Source organism: Mycobacterium sp. (genome assembly GCF_965277065.1).
In the GTDB taxonomy this organism is placed as follows: Bacteria; Actinomycetota; Actinomycetes; order Mycobacteriales; family Mycobacteriaceae; genus Mycobacterium.
The window spans coordinates 1084713-1102684 of the sequence record NZ_CBDIBT010000018.1 but is presented as its reverse complement, the minus strand read 5'-3'; the positions used below and the strand labels follow the sequence as shown (position 1 = coordinate 1102684).

Annotated in this window: 16 protein-coding genes and 2 tRNA genes; 7 read left to right on the top strand and 11 right to left on the bottom strand. The window is 65.7% G+C overall.

The features are described from left to right. Positions 1 to 29: 29 nt before the first annotated feature. Together ACQY5A_RS16715 and ACQY5A_RS16710 are read right to left on the bottom strand one after the other, a co-directional pair. Positions 30 to 1505 carry a wax ester/triacylglycerol synthase family O-acyltransferase gene (locus ACQY5A_RS16715; RefSeq protein ID WP_428341414.1) on the bottom strand — a complete coding sequence of 492 codons (1476 nt, stop codon included), beginning with the start codon at positions 1503 to 1505 and terminating at the stop codon, positions 30 to 32. A 272-nt stretch (positions 1506 to 1777) separates the two neighbouring features. Next, positions 1778 to 3016 carry an alpha/beta hydrolase fold domain-containing protein gene (locus ACQY5A_RS16710; RefSeq protein ID WP_428341413.1) on the bottom strand — a complete coding sequence of 413 codons (1239 nt, stop codon included), beginning with the start codon at positions 3014 to 3016 and terminating at the stop codon, positions 1778 to 1780. Between the two features lie 191 nt (positions 3017 to 3207). On the opposite strand from ACQY5A_RS16710, the gene ACQY5A_RS16705 reads away from it, so the two are divergent. Continuing rightward, positions 3208 to 3281: transfer RNA gene (locus ACQY5A_RS16705), tRNA-Arg, on the top strand. 97 nt (positions 3282 to 3378) lie between these two features. Beyond that, entirely contained in the window at positions 3379 to 4128 is a 750-nt protein-coding gene (locus tag ACQY5A_RS16700) for an enoyl-CoA hydratase (protein ID WP_428341412.1), read from the top strand. An 18-nt stretch (positions 4129 to 4146) separates the two neighbouring features. On the opposite strand, the gene ACQY5A_RS16695 is transcribed toward ACQY5A_RS16700, so the two are convergent. Genes ACQY5A_RS16695 through ACQY5A_RS16675 form a run of 5 tightly spaced genes read right to left on the bottom strand, consistent with a single transcriptional unit; the run spans position 4147 to position 10221 of the window. Then, a complete protein-coding gene (locus ACQY5A_RS16695) occupies positions 4147 to 4965 on the bottom strand; it encodes an HpcH/HpaI aldolase/citrate lyase family protein (protein ID WP_428341411.1) in 819 nt (272 codons plus the stop codon). Then, positions 4965 to 5477, bottom strand: a complete 513-nt coding sequence (locus ACQY5A_RS16690; RefSeq protein WP_428338523.1) for a MaoC family dehydratase — start codon at positions 5475 to 5477, stop codon at positions 4965 to 4967. The genes ACQY5A_RS16695 and ACQY5A_RS16690 overlap by 1 nt, the downstream gene beginning before the upstream one ends. A gap of 49 nt (positions 5478 to 5526) precedes the next feature. Further along, on the bottom strand, positions 5527 to 6687 hold the full coding sequence (locus ACQY5A_RS16685; protein ID WP_428341410.1) for an acyl-CoA dehydrogenase family protein: 1161 nt from the start codon (positions 6685 to 6687) through the stop codon (positions 5527 to 5529). Beyond that, positions 6680 to 8665, bottom strand: a complete 1986-nt coding sequence (locus tag ACQY5A_RS16680; RefSeq protein WP_428341409.1) for a biotin carboxylase N-terminal domain-containing protein — start codon at positions 8663 to 8665, stop codon at positions 6680 to 6682. The genes ACQY5A_RS16685 and ACQY5A_RS16680 overlap by 8 nt, the downstream gene beginning before the upstream one ends. A gap of 5 nt (positions 8666 to 8670) precedes the next feature. After that, positions 8671 to 10221: a carboxyl transferase domain-containing protein gene (locus ACQY5A_RS16675; RefSeq protein ID WP_428341408.1), complete on the bottom strand. Its 1551-nt coding sequence runs from the start codon at positions 10219 to 10221 to the stop codon at positions 8671 to 8673. Between the two features lie 81 nt (positions 10222 to 10302). Between ACQY5A_RS16675 and ACQY5A_RS16670 the strand changes: the two genes are divergently transcribed. Then, positions 10303 to 10935 (top strand): SACE_7040 family transcriptional regulator, encoded by a 633-nt coding sequence (locus ACQY5A_RS16670; RefSeq protein ID WP_428341407.1) that lies wholly within the window; start codon positions 10303 to 10305, stop codon positions 10933 to 10935. Between the two features lie 76 nt (positions 10936 to 11011). After that, the gene (locus ACQY5A_RS16665; protein ID WP_428338518.1) at positions 11012 to 11767 is read left to right on the top strand and encodes an MmpS family transport accessory protein; all 756 of its coding nucleotides are present in this window, start codon (positions 11012 to 11014) and stop codon (positions 11765 to 11767) included. Here ACQY5A_RS16665 and ACQY5A_RS16660 read toward each other — a convergent pair. Further along, on the bottom strand, positions 11764 to 13077 hold the full coding sequence (locus ACQY5A_RS16660; RefSeq protein WP_428341406.1) for an MFS transporter: 1314 nt from the start codon (positions 13075 to 13077) through the stop codon (positions 11764 to 11766). The genes ACQY5A_RS16665 and ACQY5A_RS16660 overlap by 4 nt on opposite strands. Positions 13078 to 13101: 24 nt before the next feature. Here ACQY5A_RS16660 and cmrA point away from each other — a divergent pair, with 24 nt between their 5' ends. Further along, on the top strand, positions 13102 to 13905 hold the full coding sequence (gene cmrA, locus ACQY5A_RS16655; RefSeq protein WP_428341405.1) for a mycolate reductase: 804 nt from the start codon (positions 13102 to 13104) through the stop codon (positions 13903 to 13905). 1 nt (position 13906) lies between these two features. Here cmrA and ACQY5A_RS16650 read toward each other — a convergent pair whose 3' ends face one another. Further along, positions 13907 to 15442: a helicase HerA-like domain-containing protein gene (locus tag ACQY5A_RS16650; RefSeq protein WP_428341404.1), complete on the bottom strand. Its 1536-nt coding sequence runs from the start codon at positions 15440 to 15442 to the stop codon at positions 13907 to 13909. A 120-nt stretch (positions 15443 to 15562) separates the two neighbouring features. On the opposite strand from ACQY5A_RS16650, the gene orn reads away from it, so the two are divergent. Continuing rightward, positions 15563 to 16210, top strand: a complete 648-nt coding sequence (gene orn / locus ACQY5A_RS16645; protein WP_428341403.1) for an oligoribonuclease — start codon at positions 15563 to 15565, stop codon at positions 16208 to 16210. Positions 16211 to 16244: 34 nt separating this feature from the next. Further along, a tRNA-His gene (locus ACQY5A_RS16640) sits at positions 16245 to 16317 on the top strand. A gap of 43 nt (positions 16318 to 16360) precedes the next feature. Here ACQY5A_RS16640 and ACQY5A_RS16635 read toward each other — a convergent pair. Together ACQY5A_RS16635 and ACQY5A_RS16630 are read right to left on the bottom strand one after the other, a co-directional pair. Further along, positions 16361 to 16546, bottom strand: a complete 186-nt coding sequence (locus tag ACQY5A_RS16635) for a hypothetical protein (RefSeq protein WP_428341402.1) — start codon at positions 16544 to 16546, stop codon at positions 16361 to 16363. A 130-nt stretch (positions 16547 to 16676) separates the two neighbouring features. After that, positions 16677 to 17834: a L,D-transpeptidase gene (locus ACQY5A_RS16630; RefSeq protein ID WP_428341545.1), complete on the bottom strand. Its 1158-nt coding sequence runs from the start codon at positions 17832 to 17834 to the stop codon at positions 16677 to 16679. Positions 17835 to 17972: the final 138 nt, after the last annotated feature.

Genomic DNA, 17972 nt, shown 5'->3' with positions numbered 1-17972 from the left:
GCTGCCCGGTCTATCGTCGCCGGCGCGGCTCATGTGCTTACCACCGATCGCTCGGACGTCTCGGACGGATCGGGATCAAACGAAGCCGGCGCCGCCTGCGGAGCGGGATCACCTGCCAACGCGAGGATTTCGTTGAAACCGTCCAATAGACACTTGGCGAACAGCTTTTCGTCGCGGATTGCGGCACGGTCGTAGCGGGCGGTGACGGTGCAGTAGCCACCTCGGGAAATCAGCACCACCATCATCGCCACACCGGGCAACGGGCCAATTCCGTACTGCCGCAACACCTTTGCCCCGACCAGGAAAGTGTCGCCGGGATACACCGGCACGTTGCTGGCCTGCACATCGGAGCCGACCACCGATCCCGTCATCGATTCCAGCAGCGGCCCCGGCAACACGCTCAACACCGGCGCAATCGACCCGATGATGTCCATCGCGGGTTCGTCGCGACGCTGGGTCATCTGCAACCGAATCTTCTGCATGCGAGCGACCGGATCCTTGGTACCGATCGGGGCCGCCAGGTTGACGCCGGTAAAGTGGTTGCCGCCAGCCGCATCGGACTCGGCCCGCAGGTTGACCGGAACCGCCATCGGCAGCGTTGAGATCGGCACTCCGAGGGCTTCGTGGTAGCGCCCCAGTGCACCGGACAGAGCGGCCAGGTAGGCGTCGTTGATCGAGCCGCCACCGGCTTTGGCCGCCCGGTGCAGATCGGAAAGCCTGATGTCGATGGCCTCGCTGCGGGTGGCCAGGCTGCGGCGACGAAGCAGCGGAGACGGCTCAGCGGCGCGGCTCACCACCCGCGCCCCCGAACGGGCGTATCTCAGCGCACCCGACAACGCAGCGCTCGGACGGGACACCGCCCGCCCGAGGCCCGTCGCCGCACCCCACAACACGCCGCCTGCGCCCCTGACCACGTTGATGGCCAGGTTGTTGAGCCCCTCGCGCATCAGGTCGTTGGCCGATAGATCTTGCGGAATGGGCTCGCTCGGTGTCGGTTGCTCCGCTGGATCGCGCTCGAGGTCGTAGATGTGGGCAAACATCTCCACACTGCCCACGCCGTCGGTGACGGCGTGCGACAGATGCAACAGAGTCGCGGCCTTGCCACCGGGAAGACCCTCGATCAGGGTGGCCGTCCACAGCGGCCGGGCGATGTCGAGCGGCGACTGGATCATCAACTCCGCGATGTCGAGGACCTGTCGCAGCGAACCCGGCTCGGGCACCCGCATCCGGCGGACATGAAAATCCAGGTTGAAATCGGGATCGATGACCCAGCGTGGCGAGGCGGTCGGCAACGTCGGCACGACCACCTTCTGCCGAAGCCGTAACGCCTTTCGCGATGCGTTCTCGAAGCGGGTGCGGAACCGCTCCCAATCCGGTGTGCGGTCCAGAATCTCTAGTGCCATGATCCCTGAGCGGGTCCGAGGATTGGCCTCCCCGCGATGCAAGAGGTAATCGACCGGCCCCAGCGCCGTGGGCATTCCGGCGGCGTCGAGCTGCTCAGCCACAGCTCATCCTCCGTCTGGTCGCCGCGCTCGCCGACACCGCGTTCGCCACTCAAGCCTCCCGTTTCGGAACCGTCCCACCGTCACGCCCCCGCGACGTCAGCTGATTGTTTGCCAGCATGATGTATGCGCCCTTCCAACGTAGTCGGGTCGGCCCGACGACGGTAGCCAAATGTGCGGATCAGAACGCCGAATTCACCCGCCCACGATGGTCGGTGAAATCCGCTGGCGGATAGCTGAATTAACTATGACAGGACGGTTTTGGCCTGCTGCATTCAGCTGGCCGGGTTGGCGCGCTCACACGAAAGCGTTAACTGTGAGCGCGCGTACCGCCCGTAGACCACACCGAGGAAGTCGGCCACAGCGTTAGCGGCAAACCTGGACCGCACCGTGGAGAACAGGTCAAAAGCGTGGTGCGCGTGTGGAAGCTCCGCGTAGCCAACCGTGTTGGCGCTGGCCCCACGAAGTGCGTCGACGAAGGTGCGTGCCTGCTTACTCGGGATCACCGAATCGCTTTCACCGTGCAGCACGAAGAACGGCGGAGCGTCATGGTGCACATGCGAGATCGGCGAAGCGAATTCGTAGACTTCCGGGTTGTCGGCGTAGCGCTCTTTGATGACGAACATCTCGAGGAACTGCATCATCATTTCGTGCATTTTCGTGTCGTCGGTCAGGTCGTAAATGCCGTAGTACGGCGCCGCCGCCTGCACCGTCGTGTCGACATCCTCGAAGCCTGGCTGCAACCGCTCCTCGTTGGCGGTGAGCGCGACCAGCGACGCGAGGTGCCCACCAGCAGAGCCGCCGGTGACCGAGATGAAGTCGGGATCGCCGCCGTAGTCGGCGATGTTCTGCCGAACCCAGGCCAGCGCGCGCTTGACGTCGATGATGTGCGCGGGCCACGCGTTGCGGGGGCTCTTGCGGTAATCGATCGACACGCAGATCCACCCCTGCTCGACCAGCCGGCTCATCAGTGGATACGCCTGCGGCCGACGACCGTTGACCGTCCAGGCGCCACCCGGGATCTGCAGAACCACCGGCGCACGGCCTCCTGCTTTGACGTCGCGGTGACGCCAGATGTCGAGCATGTTGTCGCGCGGATTCGGGCCGTAGACGATGTCCGACGTCTGGGCTGCGTAGCGGCGGCGGTGCCCGGCCGCTTGCAGCAGGCCGACGCGTCCCCGACACGCGGGGCGGTCGATCGGCTGGATGACCTCGTCGCGGTAGTTCGGGCCCAACGATTCGGCCAAAGCCGAGGTCAGCACCTGGTCTGCCCGCTGCGCGGCCCAGGTCGTCGCCAATCGGTCGAGGGGCGCCACACCGGACAGGGCATGACCGGTGACGACGTGCGGGGGGAACTCAGCGGAGAGCCAACCTGCCAGAAAGCGCGCCACCACGGGCGAGCCACGCAGCAACAATGCGCCGGTGCGATACGCCTCGAGCGGCATCGCAGCGAGCTGCAGCATTTCGCTACGCGCCTGGGAACAGCGCGTCCTGACATCAATGGCTACGGTCATGCCTTTGCCGCTCCTCGTCGATGAGGTCCGTTGCGCACACGATTCCCGCAGCATTACTGTCCCCCGGGGCGTGTGGCAGGCCTCACACTAGACCAATTGCTATCCGCGCCAGCGCCATTTCGGACGGCGTTGCGAGGTCAGGATTACTCGTTTCTCCGGTTGGCTACACTGACCTGGGCTTGAACTCCTCGGCCCCCGTAGCTCAGCTGGATAGAGCACATGACTTCTAATCTTGTGGTCGCAGGTTCGAATCCTGCCGGGGGTGCAGCTCAGGTGCCAATGTGGCCGATAAGTCACCCGTGGCGCGTGTCTTCCAGCGGTGCGCCATATGCCGTCGCCCGGCCGATCTACGGAGGTCCCCGATGTCCCTGGTCTTGTTCGATGTCGCCGACCGCGTCGCGCTGATCACCGTCAACGACCCAGACCGCCGCAATGCCGTCACCAGCGACATGTCAACGCAGCTGCGCGCCGCCGTAGAACGCGCCGAGGCTGACGCCGACGTGCATGCGGTGGTCGTCACCGGTGCCGGCAAGGCGTTTTGTGCCGGAGCTGACCTCGGCGCCCTGGGCGGCGCCGCCGAGGAGGGATTGCGCCGGCTCTACGACGGCTTCATGGCCGTGGGCAAGTGCACGCTGCCGACGATCGCTGCCGTCAACGGCCCCGCCGTTGGTGCCGGACTGAACTTGGCGCTCGCTGCCGACGTGCGCATAGCGGGGCCAAACGCGTTGTTCGACAGCCGTTTCCAGAAGCTAGGGATTCATCCCGGCGGCGGCGCGACGTGGATGCTGCACCGCGGAGTCGGACCGCAGGTGGCCCGCGCCGCGCTGCTGTTCGGCATGCGCTTCGACGCGGAATCCGCTGTGCGGCATGGCCTTGCGCTCAGCATCGCCGACGACCCGGTTGCCGCCGCACTGGAGTTGGCGGCCGGCCCGGCGGCTGCGCCGCGCGAGGTGGTGCTTGCCACCAAAGCCACCATGCGCGCTACCGCCAGCCCGGGTGCGTTCGATGTCGATCTGCACGAGCAGGCCAAGGACACCGAACTCGGGCCGCAGGCTCACTCGATCCAGTCACCAGAGTTCGCCGCGCGACTGAATGCGGCCAAAAGGAAGTAGGCGCTACCGGCCGGGCTGCTACGAGCCGGCTTCACCGGCCAGGTGCACGATCCGCTCGGCTCGCCGCAACACCGGTGCATCGACCATGCCGCCCTCGAACGCGAAGACGCCGCGTTCATCCACGGCTGCGGCGAGAACGTCGCGCGCCCATTGGATGTGCTTGGGCGACGGCGCATATCCGGCCCGGATCACCGGCACCTGACTCGGGTGGATGGCAACCTTGGCGTCGAAGCCCACCGCGACGGCGTCATCGACCTCGGCGCGTAGCCCGTCGAGGTCTTGGATATCGAGATAGACCGAATCCAGCGCGAGTCGACCGTAGGCCTTGGCCGCCAACAGCGACTGCGAACGGACATGGCGGGCAACCTCGCGATACGTCCCGTCCGGGTAGCGGTTGGCCGTACCGCCGAGCACCGCGAACAGATCCTCAGCCCCCCACATCACCGCGACGGCGTTGTCCACCTGGACGGTGTCCGTCACGATCAGCGCACCCTTCGGCGACTCGACAAGTACGATCACGTCCAGCGGCGCCAGCGCGCTGATCTGTTCGACTGCTTCACATTTCGGCAGCATCACGGTGTCGTACGGGGTTTGCGCGAGCGCTTCGAGATCGAGTTCCTGGTCGGCGGTGCCGAACTGGTTGACGCGCACCACGGTTCGAGCCGGATCCAGCTGGACGTCAACCAGTGCTTTGCGCGCGGCAGGCCGATCAGCGGGTGCACACCCGTCCTCGAGATCGAGGATCACGACATCGGCTGCCGCGACGGCCTTGTGGTAGCGCTCCGGACGATCGGCCGGGCAGAACAACCACGCCGGCCCGGGATTGCTGAGGCCCATCAGTCATCCCCACCGGCGGACTCGGGTGGCTGCATCCGCACCAAGGTCTTGCGGTTCGCGGTGGCGACCACCTCGTCGTGCTGGTTGCGCCCGGTGTGCGCGAACGTCACGATGCCCTCACCCGGACGACTTGCGGAGGCCCGCTTCTCGAGGATGACGGTTTCGGCGTACAGCGTGTCACCGTGGAAAAGCGGCTTGGGGAACGCGATGTCGGAGAAACCGAGATTGCCGACGATGGTGCCCTGGGTCAGTTGCGCGACCGAAAGGCCGACCAGCGTCGACAGGGTGAACATCGAGTTCACCAATCGCTGGTTGAACGGTGGTAGCGCATCGGAGAACGCGGCATCCAGATGCAGCGCTTGAGTATTCATCGTCAGCGTCGTGAACAATACATTGTCGGCCTCGGTGATCGTTCGGCCCGGACGATGCAGATACCGCACACCGGTTTCGAACTCCTCGAACCACAGGCCGCGCTGGACGACCGTCCGGACCGGCTGCTCGCCATTAGTCACAGGCTCACCGTTCCCGTCACGCGCTGGCGCTCGTTCCGCTCACTCGACTTCACAGTCCAACCTCGCGGGCGATCAACATCAGCTGCACCTCCGTGGTCCCCTCACCGATCTCGAGAATCTTGCTGTCCCGGTAATGCCGGGCCACGGTGAATTCATTCATGAACCCGTAGCCGCCGTGAACCTGGGTGGCGTCTCGGGCATTGTCCATCGCCGCTTCGCTGGCGACCAGCTTCGCGATCGCCGCCTGCTTCTTGAACGGCTTGCCGGCCAGCATCAGCGCCGCTGCGTCGTAGTAGGCGGTGCGGGCGGTGTGCGCGCGGGCCTCCATCCGGGCGATGGTGAACGCGATGGACTGATACCGCCCGATCGCTTGCCCGAATGCTTCGCGGTCGCGGGCGTACTTGACACTCTCGTCGACGCAACCTTGCGCAACGCCGGTGGACAGCGCCGCGATCGCGATGCGGCCCTCGTCGAGGATGCGCAGGAAGTTGGCGTAGCCGCGGCCGCGCTCCCCCAGCATATTCGCCTCCGGGACCCGCACATCGTCGAAGCTCAGCGGGTGGGTGTCCGAGGCGTTCCAACCAACCTTGTCGTAGGCGGGCTCCACGGTGAATCCCTTGGTGGGCGCGGGAATCAGGATCGACGAGATCTCCTTCCTGCCATCTCGCTCACCGGTCACCGCGGTGACGGTGACCAGCTTGGTGATGTCGGTGCCGGAGTTGGTGATGAACTGCTTGGAGCCGTTGATCACCCAATGGCCGTCGTCGAGCTGCGCGGTGGTTTTCGTCGCGCCGGCATCGGTGCCGCCACCCGGCTCGGTCAGACCGAACGCACCCAGTGCACGTCCACTGGCCAACTGCGGCAACCATTCCTGCTTCTGCGCTTCGCTGCCGAACCGGTAAACCGGCATCGCGCCCAGCGAAACCCCAGCCTCGAGGGTGATCGCCACACTCTGGTCGACCTTGCCCAGTTCTTCCAACGCCAGGCACAGGGCGAAGTAGTCGCCGCCCATGCCGCCCCACTCCTCGGGGAACGGCAGGCCGAACAAGCCCATCTCGGCCATCCCGGCCACCACTTCGTAGGGGAAGGAGTGTTCGGCGTCGTGCTTTGCAGCTACCGGCGCGACCACGCTCTGAGCGAAGTCGCGGACCGTCTTGGCCAGCTGTTGGCATTCGTCCGGGAGCGTCCCGGTCGACAGAAAATTAGTCATCAGCGTTGTCCCCTGCCTTGATTCGGGCCAGCGGCTGGCCCACTTTCACCTGATCGCCAACGGCGACAAGAAGTTCGACGACACCGTCCACCGGCGCAGTCAGCGCGTGCTCCATCTTCATCGCTTCGACCGTGACCACGACGGTTCCTGCCGAAACCTCGGCACCGTCGTCCACGCCGACCGCGACGACCGCGCCGGGCATCGGGCTGATCAACTCGGCGTCCCCGCTGAGCTCTTCGTCTTCACGGACCGATGGCTCGCGGACCTCCTCGAGCACCGCGAAGACGCCGTCGCCGGCCAGCCAGATCTTGCTGTCCTGCGCTGCAACGGTATACGTGGCTCGCAGCCCGTCAAGAGTCACTGTCAGCCGGTCACCTACCAAAGCGGCTTGCAGCACACGAGATTCACCATCTTCAATGCGAACCTCGGCAGCGCCTGGGTCACCAACGACGTGCACGTGGTCGGTGCGGTCCCCGGCCCGCAGCCGAACGCTGACCGGCGCGCGGCGACCGATCCGCCACCCGGACGGCACCTCCCACAGGTCGGCACCCGCCTCAGCAAAACGTCGCAACCATCGGAACGCCGCTGCGGCGACGAACTGTTCATCGGAGGGCTCCGCCGCCACGAAGTCGCCGGCACGACGGTCCAGCAGTCCGGTGTCGAGCCGGCCCGCGACGACGTCAGGGTCGGTCAGCAGGAAACGAATGAACTCGATGTTGGTGACAACACCGAGCACCGCGGTGTCTGCCAGCGCCCGATCCAGGGTTCGCAGCGCCGCGGCCCGATCCGCACCATAGGCAATGACTTTGGCCAACATGGGATCGTAGTCGCTGCCGACAACCATCCCTGCCGACAGGCCCGAGTCGATCCGCACGCCGGCCGCGTTGGATTCCGTCACCGCCAGCACATCGCCGCCGGTGGGCAGAAAGCCGTGTGCTGGATCCTCCGCGTAAACCCGCGCTTCGATCGCGTGCCCCCGCAACGTGATATCGGCCTGGCCGACGGTCAGCTTCTCCCCTGCCGCGATCCGGACCTGCCACTCGACGAGATCCCATCCGGTCACCAATTCGGTGACGGGATGCTCGACCTGCAGCCGGGTGTTCATCTCCATGAAGAAGAACTCATCGGGCCGGTCGGCGGAGACGATGAACTCCACCGTGCCCGCGCCGGTGTACTCCACGCTGCGGGCGGTATCGCAGGCGGCGGCGCCGATCCGGGCGCGGGTCTCGGGATCGAGCAGCGGAGACGGAGCCTCCTCGATCACCTTTTGATGCCGGCGCTGCAGGCTGCACTCCCGCTCCCCGAAATGCACCACATTGCCGTGCGTATCGGCCAGCACCTGCACCTCGATATGCCTGGGGCGCAGCACAAACCGCTCCAGAAAGAGCGTGTCGTCGCCGAATGCGGCAGCGGACTCACGACGAGCGCTGACCAGGGCGGCGGGCAGGTCTGCCGACTGCCCAACCATGTGCATGCCCTTGCCGCCGCCACCGGCGGACGGTTTGACCAGGACCGGGTAACCGATGTCCTCGGCGGCCACGATCAGTTCCTCGTCGGTCAGGCCAGGCCGCGCGACGCCGGGTACCACCGGCACGCCGAAGGCCGACACGGTCCCCTTGGCGGCGATCTTGTCGCCCATGGTCTGGATGGCGCCCACCGGCGGCCCGATGAACGCAATCCCGGCCGATGCCAGAGCAGCCGCGAAATCAGCATTCTCCGAGAGGAATCCGTAGCCGGGGTGGACCGCCTGAGCGCCGGTGCGCACGGCCGCGTCGACGATCGCGGCAACATTGAGATAGCTGTCTCGTGCCGCCGGCGGACCGATCGCGATCGCGACGTCGGCCGCGGCGACGTGTCGCGCGTTGACGTCGGCGTCGCTGTAGACGGCCACCGATCGAATGCCCATCGCCTTGAGTGTGCGGATCACCCGAACGGCGATCTCACCCCGGTTCGCGACCAGAACGGTATGCAGGCCCATCGCGCTCACATCCGGAAGACGCCGTAGGACACCGGGTTGACCGGCGCGGTGGAAGTCACCGAAAGCGCGAGCCCAACAACCGTTCTGGTATCTGCCGGGTCGATGACACCATCGTCCCAGAGTCGCGCCGTCGAGTAGTACGGGTTGCCCTGATGTTCGTATTGGGCGCGGATCGGAGCTTTCAACGCTTCTTCCTCCTCGGCGGTCATCTCCCCACGCACCGTCGCGAGAACCGACGCCGCCTGCTCACCGCCCATCACGGAAATCCGCGCGTTCGGCCACATCCACAGAAAACGCGGCGAATACGCCCGCCCGCACATCGAATAATTGCCTGCGCCGTAGGACCCACCGATCACCACGGTCAGCTTGGGCACCCGCGCGCAGGCCACCGCGGTGACCATCTTCGCGCCGTGTTTGGCGATGCCACCGGCTTCGTATTCACGGCCGACCATGAACCCGGAGATGTTCTGCAGGAACAACAGCGGCACCATCCGCTTGTCGCACAGCTCGATGAAATGCGCTCCCTTGACCGCGGATTCAGAGAACAGCACCCCGTTGTTGGCCACGATGCCGACAGGGTGGCCGTGGATGCGGGCGAACCCGGTGATCAGGGTGGCGCCGTATTCGGCTTTGAATTCGGCGAATTCGCCGCCGTCGACGATCCGGTTGATCACGGTGTGCACGTCGTACGGAATTCTCGGATCGACCGGCACCACGTCGTAGAGCTCCGATTGATCGGCGATCGGGTCCACCGTCGGCTGCACATCCCAGATGGGTCGTTCGCGCGGCCCCAACGTCGATACGATGCGCCGGACAATGCGCAACGCATCGCGGTCGTCCTGCGCGAGGTGGTCGGTGACACCGGAGGTCTTCGAATGCAGTTCTCCGCCACCGAGATCCTCGGCCGTGACCACCTCACCAGTAGCCGCTTTCACCAGCGGCGGGCCGCCCAGAAAGATGGTGCCCTGGTTGCGAACGATGATCGCTTCGTCGCTCATCGCCGGAACGTAGGCGCCGCCGGCGGTGCAGGATCCGAGCACGGCGGCGATCTGCGGGATGCCCTGCGCGCTGAGATTGGCCTGGTTGTAGAATATCCGGCCGAAATGGTCGCGATCCGGGAAAACCTCGTCCTGACGCGGCAGGAACGCGCCACCGGAGTCGACCAGATAGATACAGGGCAGCCGGTTCTGCGCGGCGATCTCCTGGGCGCGCAGGTGCTTCTTGACCGTAATCGGGTAGTAGGTACCACCTTTGACCGTGGCGTCGTTGGCGACGATCATGCATTCCCGTCCGGAGATCCTGCCGATCCCGGTGATGATGCCGGCCCCTGGGCACTCGTCGTCATACATCCCGTCGGCGGCCAACGGCGCGATCTCGAGCAAGGGACTGCCGGCGTCGAGCAGCCCGTCGACGCGCATCCGCGGCAGCAGCTTGCCGCGGTCGACGTGGCGGGCGCGGGAGCGTTCCGAACCGCCCAGCGCGGCCGTCGCGAGCTTGCCGCGCAACTGCTCGACAAGAGCGGTATGCGCCGTGCGGTTTTCCGCCGGTGAGGTCATCGATTGCACGCCAATTTCGGTTAATGGTCACTAACTCGTGTTATGTTAGTGGCCGTTAACCGAACTGTCTAGGGAGGCTGGATGGCAGCGTCCGCCCCGGCCGAGCGTGGCGACCAGACCCCGGCACCGAACCCTCGCAGCCAGCGCAAGTCGGACCGCCGCCTGCAACTGCTGGCCGCCGCGGAGCGACTGTTCGCCGAACGCGGTTTCCTGGCGGTGCGGCTCGAAGACATCGGCGCGGCAACGGGCGTCAGCGGGCCCGCGATCTATCGGCACTTCCCCAACAAGGAGGCGCTGCTGGTCGAGCTGCTGGTCGGGATCAGCACCCGACTACTGGCCGGAGCGCGCAAGGTCCGCTCGCGAGAGTCGAACGCCGCCGCTGCGCTCGACGGCCTGATCGACTTTCACCTCGACTTCACCCTCGGTGAGCCCGACCTCATCCGGATCCAGGATCGCGACCTGACCTATCTGCCGGCTGCGGCCGAGCGCCAGGTGCGCAGGGCCCAGCGTCAATACGTCGAAGTGTGGGTGGGCGTCCTGCGCGAGCTCCAGCCCGGTCTCGCCGAGACCGACGCCAGGCTGATGGCGCACGCCGCATTCGGGTTGCTCAACTCCACCCCGCACAGCCTCAAGCCCGACAGCCCCGCACGGTCTCGTGCGGTGATGCGGGCGATGACCGTTGCCGCGCTGAGCGTCGGCGTAACGTCGTCATGACCAGCATTTTCACTGTTCATCAGACGTTTCGGCACCGACGGTTGCACTGCAGGTACCCTGCAGAAATGAGGTGGGCATGAGCGATCGACGTCATCCCGACGACACCCGTTCGATCCAAGAGCGGAACGAGCAAACCCAACGGTTGCACCAGGCTTACCGGCCGCACGTCGACCCCGCCTACAGCGGCCAGCCGTCTTACCCGCCGCCGTACTACTCCGGCTCGTCGCACGATCCGAACTCGGCAAACCCCACGGACAAGCTGCCGCAGTACTGGCTGCAGGGCCAGCCTCCGCCGGATCAGGCACCGCTGGACCCCGAGCCGGGAAAGCCGAAGGCGCCGCGCTGGCTGTGGGTTGCCGCCGCCGCGGCGGTGGTGCTGGTCACTGCGTTGCTGATCTCGTTGGTGATCGCCAATGGGACGGCCCGCAAGCAGACGGCCGTGCCCGCGCTGCCGTCGACGCCGAGTTCACCGAGGCCTGTCCCGGTCGTACCGCATTCGCCGTCACATTCGGGCCGCCCGCCCGAGGCGGGCCCGACCGAGCCCGGCCAGCCCGCTGACCCGAGCACCATGCAGACCGTGGTCTACAACGTCAGCGGCGACGGCCGCGCCATCAGCATCACTTACGTGGACACCGACGGCATGATGCAGACCGAGTTCAACGTCGGGCTGCCGTGGAGTAAGGAAGTCAGCCTGCCCGAGTCCGGCAGCAGGACGCCCAACGTCACCATCGTGAACATCGGGCACGACGTCACCTGCTCGGTGACCGTCGACGGGGTCGAGATCAACCAGCGCAGCGGCGCCGGCCTGACGATCTGCAACGGCAACGGCTAAACCCGGCGCGGGACACGCACCATCAGCAGACCCAGCAGTCCGACGCCCATGACCAGGCACAGCCCACCCATCCCGGCCCGGACCGCCCCGAACACGTCGACAAACAACGAGAACAGCCACGGCGCCACGAACGACACCGCACGCCCGGTCATCGTGTAAAGGCCGAAGGCGAGGCCTTCTTTTCCCTCGCTGGACATCCGCAGCAGCAGCGTCCGCGCCGACGCCTGCGCGGGCCCGATGAACAGGCAGAGCAGCAGCCCGGTGGCCCAGAAAGCGTGCGGACCGGACAACGCCATCATCGCCAGCCCGGCCGCGATGATGCTGGCCAGCGAGCCGATGATAACGGGCTTGGACCCGATCCAGTCGTCCAGGAAACCGCCGAATACGGCGCCCAGTGCGGCCACCACGCTGGCGACCACTCCGAAGATCAGCACATCGTCCGGCGAGATTCCGTAGGCGTTGACGCCGAGCACGCCGCCGAAGGTGAACACACCGGCCAGGCCGTCCCGAAAAACCGCCGCGGCCAACAGGTAATAGACCAGGTTGCGATCTCGGCGCCACTCGCTGAACAGGTCCGTCCAGAGCCTGCGATAGCCACCCAGGGCGCTTTGGGCGGGCCCGTCGGCCCCCGCCGGCGCCGGCAGCCTGGGCGCGGTCAACAGCAGTGGAGCCGCGAACAGCACCAGCCAGCCGGCCGCCACCAGCATCGCGATCCGCACATTCATGCCGTCGCCGACCGGCAGATGCAGGAATCCGCGGGTGGAGCCTTTTCCTTCGATGCAACCGACGTAGACGACCAGCAACAGGCCCACGCTGCCGACGAACGCCGCCGCCAGGCCGAACCCGGAGATCCGCCCGGAGTTCTGTGGCGTCGCCAGCTGACGCAGCATCGCGTTGTACGGGACGCTGGCCAGATCCCCGCAGGCCGCACCGATCGCGAGCAGCGCCAAGCCCGCCCACAGGTAGTCCGGGCGCTCACGGATCAGGCTCATCGCGCTGACCAGCCCGACCACCAGGCCGGTCAGCACGGCCAGGGTGAGGCGCCGCCGGCGGGGGTTCTCGACCCAGACGCCGATCACCGGGGCCAGCACGGCGATCGTCAACCCGGCGATTGCCAGCGCCCGACCCAGCCAACTCGCCGGCGTGACCCCACCCTGCAAGCCTTTGCCGACGGCGCCGGTCAGATACACCGAGAACACGAATGTCACCACGACCGCGCTCACGCCGGCGGAGCCGGTGTCCCACAGCGCCCACGCCACCGCTTGAGACCGCGTGGAGCCGCGCGAAACGTCACTGATGGATTCAGACATCGTGGGTCTGTCTACCATTGCCGCATGCCGGTACCCGCCCCCAGTCCCGACGCTCGTGCAGTTGTCACCGGAGCTTCGCAGAACATTGGCGAAGCACTGGCCACCGAATTGGCAGCGCGCGGTCACAGCCTGATCATCACCGCTCGCCGCGAGGATCTGCTCACCGCGCTCGCCGGCAACCTGACCGAAAAATACGGCGTCACCGTCGAAGTGCGCCCGGCCGACCTGGCCGACCCCGCCGACCGCGCCAAGCTGGTCGACGAACTGGCCACCCGGGAGATCTCGATCCTGTGCGCCAACGCCGGCACCGCGACCTTCGGGTCAGTGTCAGCACTGGACGCCGCGCTGGAGCGAGCTCAGGTGCAATTGAATGCAGTCGCGGTGCACGACCTGGTGTTGGCGGTGCTGCCGGGAATGATCGAGCGCAAAGCAGGCGGCATTCTGATTTCCGGTTCGGCAGCGGGCAATTCGCCGATCCCGTACAACGCGACCTACGCGGCGACCAAGGCGTTCGCGAACACCTTCAGCGAGTCGTTGCGCGGCGAACTACGCAAAACCGGTGTGCACGTGACGGTGTTGGCCCCGGGTCCGGTGCGTACCGACCTGCCCGACGCGTCGGAGGCCTCGATCGTCGAGAAGCTGGTGCCGGACTTCTTGTGGATCTCCACCGAGTACACCGCGAAGAAGTCGCTGGATGCGTTGGCGCGCAACAAGATGCGTGTGGTACCCGGCGTGACGTCCAAGGCCATGTCGGTGGCCAGCCAGTACGCACCACGTGCGATCGTCGCCCCGATCGTCGGGAGCTTCTATAAGAAGATGGGCACCTGACCTAGCGACGGCGTTTGGTGCCACCGCCGAACATGTTGCGGATGAGTTCGGTGCCCAGTGCCTTGAGGAAGGTCTGGAAGCCGCGGCTGTTGACGAATCGGCTGAACCAGCCGGGCTTCTTGGCGGCCTCGGGCGGGTTCTTCGATCCCGCCACCGCGGGCTGATCGGCTGGGGCCTTGGCTTTTTCGGCTTCGATCTTCTCGTAAGCGGATGGCGAATCGACCGTCTTGCCGTATTTCTGTTGCAGTGGGCTGGATTTGGCTGCGTCCTCGATCGCTTTGTCGCCGATGGCGGCCATCAGCGAACGCGGTGAGCGCAGCCTGGTCCAGGCGACTGGTGTCGGCGCACCCCGCTCAGACAGCACAGTCACGATCGCCTCGCCGATGCCCAGCGACGTGAGCGCCGAGGCGAGGTCGTAGACGTCGGTCTTCGGGTAGGTGCGGACGGTCCTGGTCAATGCCTTCTGGTCATCGGGGGTGAACGCCCGCAGCGCGTGCTGGATGCGCGCACCCAGTTGCGACAGAACGGCATTGGGAATGTCGGTGGGCAACTGGGTGCAGAAGAACACGCCGACGCCGCGAGAGCGGATCAGCTTCACGGTCTGCTCCACCTGGTCCAGGAATGCCTTCGACGCGTCGGCGAACAGCAGGTGCGCCTCGTCGAAGAAGAACACCAGCTTGGGTTTGTCGATGTCGCCGACCTCGGGGAGCGACCTGAAGAGCGTGGACAGGATCCACATCAAGAAGGTGGAGAACAGCACCGGGCGGGCGGCTTGGTCGCCCAGTTCGAGCAGCCAGATCGTTGCGGGAGTTTTGCTGTCGCTATTGAGCAATACGTTGGGATCGAGTTCCGGCTCACCGAAAAAGGTATCGCCGCCTTCGCCTTCCAGATTGACGAGGGCGCGCAAGATGACCCCGGCCGTCTGAGCTGAAACCCCGCCCAGGTCCTTGAGATCGGCCTTGCCCTCGTCGCTGGTGAGGTGGCTGATCACCGCACGCAGGTCAGCCAAATTGAACAACTCGTACTGCTTCGACTCGGCCCAGTGGAAGATCAGACCGAGCGTCGATTCTTGAGTACTGTTCAGGCCCAAAACTTTTGACAGGAGGATCGGCCCGAAGCTGGCGATTGTGGCCCGAACCGGAACACCAATACCCTTGGTGCCCAGCGACAGAAACTCCACCGGGAAGCCACTCGGGGACCAGTCGTCGCCGGTGTCCTTCGCGCGTGCGGCGATCCTGTCGCTGCTCTCACCGGGCTTCGACAAGCCGGACAGGTCGCCCTTGACGTCGGCCATCAGCACGGGCACGCCCGCCGCCGAGAGCTGCTCGGCGATCACCTGCAGCGTCTTTGTCTTGCCGGTACCGGTGGCGCCGGCCACCAGGCCGTGCCGGTTGATGGTGGCCAGCGGAATGCCGATCTGCGCGGTCGGGTCAGCCTTGTCGTCGACGACCACCGTGCCCAACTCCAAGGCCTGGCCCTGGACGGCGTAGCCCTTGGCGATCTGCTGTGCCGGAGTCTCTGTCGATTCACTGCTCACTAAGCCGCTGCCTCTCCCCTAGAAGTCGTGGTCGGTGACAACCCACGACCTTACTTGCTAAAGACCCGCTCAGCCGGGGTGGCTGCGGGCAGCCAGGCAACTTTGCCTACTGTGAATGCCGTGCGGGACGAACTGGTGTGGATCGACTGTGAGATGACCGGGCTGGACCTGGGCTCGGACAAGTTGATCGAGATCGCCGTCCTGGTGACCGACAGCGAACTGAACGTTCTCGGCGACGGCCTCGACGTCGTGATTCACGCTGACGACTCGGCGCTGAACTCGATGGTCGACGTCGTGACCGAGATGCACACCCGCTCCGGGCTCATCGAGGAGGTCCGGGCGTCCTCCGTGGACCTCGCGACCGCTGAAGCTGCGGCGCTCGATTACGTCCGTCAACACGTCAAGCAGGCCAAAACGGCGCCGCTGGCAGGAAACTCGATCGCTACCGACCGTGGCTTCATCGCACGCGACATGCCCGCCCTGGACTCGTTCTTGCACTACCGGATGATCGACGTGAGCTCGATCAAAGAACTGTGCCGCCGCTGGTATCCGCGGATCTATTACGGCCAGCCGGCGAAAGGCCTGGCACACCGCGCCCTGGCCGACATCCACGAGTCCATTCGCGAGTTGCAGTATTACCGGGGCACCGCGTTCGTGCCGCAGCCGGGCCCTACGACCAGCGAGATCGCCGACGTAGCCGAAAGGCTCGGTGTCGAGCCGCCCACGCCGCAGGGAACTGATTCGGCCGCCGGGGACACAAACGGCTAGTATCAACGACGCCGCTGCTCGTCTGGCGGCAATGGTGGCTGTAGTTCAGTTGGTAGAGCGCCAGGTTGTGATCCTGGATGTCGCGGGTTCAAGTCCCGTCAGTCACCCCGAATGGGGCGCCATGCTCGCGGCGTTCTGAGCCGTTGGTCTTCAGCGGCGCCTGAGTTCGCTGCGCAAAGCCGCTCGGCGCATCTCCAGCTCGAACCCACCCGCCTCGGCGGCGTAACTGATGGCGCCCGCGGCGGCGCCGACCACTTGCCACAGCACGATGCCGCCGAATACCGCCAGGCGACCGCGCTGGGCCGTTGCCTCACGCTCACTGAGAGTTGGACTCATACCAATTAGGTTAAAAGCACAGGCTTGCCGATGCATGGACGTGTGACCGGATCGGCGTGTCAGGCATCCACAGCCTTAATTGCACGCGAATGAGGTTGCCAGATAACCAATGTGGCGTTGCGAATCGGTGTCACGCCTTCGCGTTGCCGGCGTGCCACTGGTCCCACGGAATGTTCCAGTCACCGAGCCCTTCGGTGCCAGAAAGCGGCGGGCCGATGGTGTTGAGCACCTCGACGATGTCGCCGCGCTTGGTGTTCTCGAAGAACCACTGCGCGTTGCTCGGGCTCACATTGAGGCAGCCGTGGCTGGTGTTGGTGTGCCCCTGGGCGCCCACCGACCACGGTGCCGAGTGGACGAAGACACCGCTGTAGGACATCTGGGTGGCGAAGTCCACCTCGGTGCGATATCCGTTGGGCGAGTTGGCCGGTACTCCATACGTCGAGGAGTCCATGATCATGTGCGCGAATCGCACGCCGAGAATGTAGGTGCCGCTGGCGGTTGGGGTGCTGTCCTTGCCCATCGATGTCGGCATCGTCTTCACGACGTTGCCGTTGACCCGCACGGTAACCATCTTGGTGTTGTCATCGGCGGTCGCGATGACCTCGTCGCCGATGGTGAAGTGCGAGCGCGCGTTGTCCTCGCCGAAGACCCCATCACCCAAATCGACACCGTAGGTGTTCACCGCGACGTTCACGTTCGTCCCCGGCTTCCAGAAATGCTCAGGGCGCCAACGCACTTCCCGGTTGTTCAGCCAGTAGAACGCACCCTCGACGGGCGGATCGGCGGTCACGGCGATGGCCTTCTCGGCCGCCGCCCGGTTGGCAATCTTCTCGTCGAACTGGATCGCCACCGGCTCGCCGACGCCCACTACCTCGCCGTCGTGCGGCATCGCGTACGGCATCGTCAGGTTCTGCGGTGAATGGGTCTGGAACGACAGTTGGCGAGTGGCCACTCCACCCAGCCCACGCGCTTTGGCGGTCAGTGTGTAGAGCCTGTTGTAGCCCAGCCGCTCGGCGGTCTGCCAGTGCACGCCGTCGGGGCTCAGTTGGCCGTCGACCGAGCCGCCGTTCTCGTTGACCATCTCAACGGAGGCCAGCACACCGTTGTCAGCGCTCACCGTCACGGGGCTGTCCACCGCTACGCCCACGGCGCCGTCGGTCACCGATGTGGTGAGTTTGGGCACCAGCAGGTCACCGAACGGCGAGGCTTTGTCCATGATGGCCTTGGGCGCGGGGCCACCGCCGTTGCCGCTGCAGGCTCCCGCGCCGAAGACGGCAAGCGGCACCATCAGCACAACCAGCCACCGCCGAAATTCGTGCCGTGTCCTCACCAAGCGACCTGCCACCTGCGCTGTTCCCCCTCGTGACGTGAAATGCGTGAGTTACTGCGGAGTATTCTAAGGCGTAGACGACTGGTAACCGTGTTC

Coding starts and splice junctions, on each gene's coding strand:
- ACQY5A_RS16710 (WP_428341413.1), bottom strand. CDS start 3,016: ATGACCGTAGCCATTGATGTCAGGACGCGCTGTTCCCAGGCGCGTAGC.
- ACQY5A_RS16700 (WP_428341412.1), top strand. CDS start 3,379: ATGTCCCTGGTCTTGTTCGATGTCGCCGACCGCGTCGCGCTGATCACC.
- ACQY5A_RS16695 (WP_428341411.1), bottom strand. CDS start 4,965: ATGGGCCTCAGCAATCCCGGGCCGGCGTGGTTGTTCTGCCCGGCCGAT.
- ACQY5A_RS16685 (WP_428341410.1), bottom strand. CDS start 6,687: ATGACTAATTTTCTGTCGACCGGGACGCTCCCGGACGAATGCCAACAG.
- ACQY5A_RS16680 (WP_428341409.1), bottom strand. CDS start 8,665: ATGGGCCTGCATACCGTTCTGGTCGCGAACCGGGGTGAGATCGCCGTT.
- ACQY5A_RS16675 (WP_428341408.1), bottom strand. CDS start 10,221: ATGACCTCACCGGCGGAAAACCGCACGGCGCATACCGCTCTTGTCGAG.
- ACQY5A_RS16670 (WP_428341407.1), top strand. CDS start 10,303: ATGGCAGCGTCCGCCCCGGCCGAGCGTGGCGACCAGACCCCGGCACCG.
- ACQY5A_RS16665 (WP_428338518.1), top strand. CDS start 11,012: ATGAGCGATCGACGTCATCCCGACGACACCCGTTCGATCCAAGAGCGG.
- ACQY5A_RS16660 (WP_428341406.1), bottom strand. CDS start 13,077: ATGTCTGAATCCATCAGTGACGTTTCGCGCGGCTCCACGCGGTCTCAA.
- cmrA (WP_428341405.1), top strand. CDS start 13,102: ATGCCGGTACCCGCCCCCAGTCCCGACGCTCGTGCAGTTGTCACCGGA.
- ACQY5A_RS16635 (WP_428341402.1), bottom strand. CDS start 16,546: ATGAGTCCAACTCTCAGTGAGCGTGAGGCAACGGCCCAGCGCGGTCGC.
- ACQY5A_RS16630 (WP_428341545.1), bottom strand. CDS start 17,834: ATGGTGCCGCTTGCCGTCTTCGGCGCGGGAGCCTGCAGCGGCAACGGC.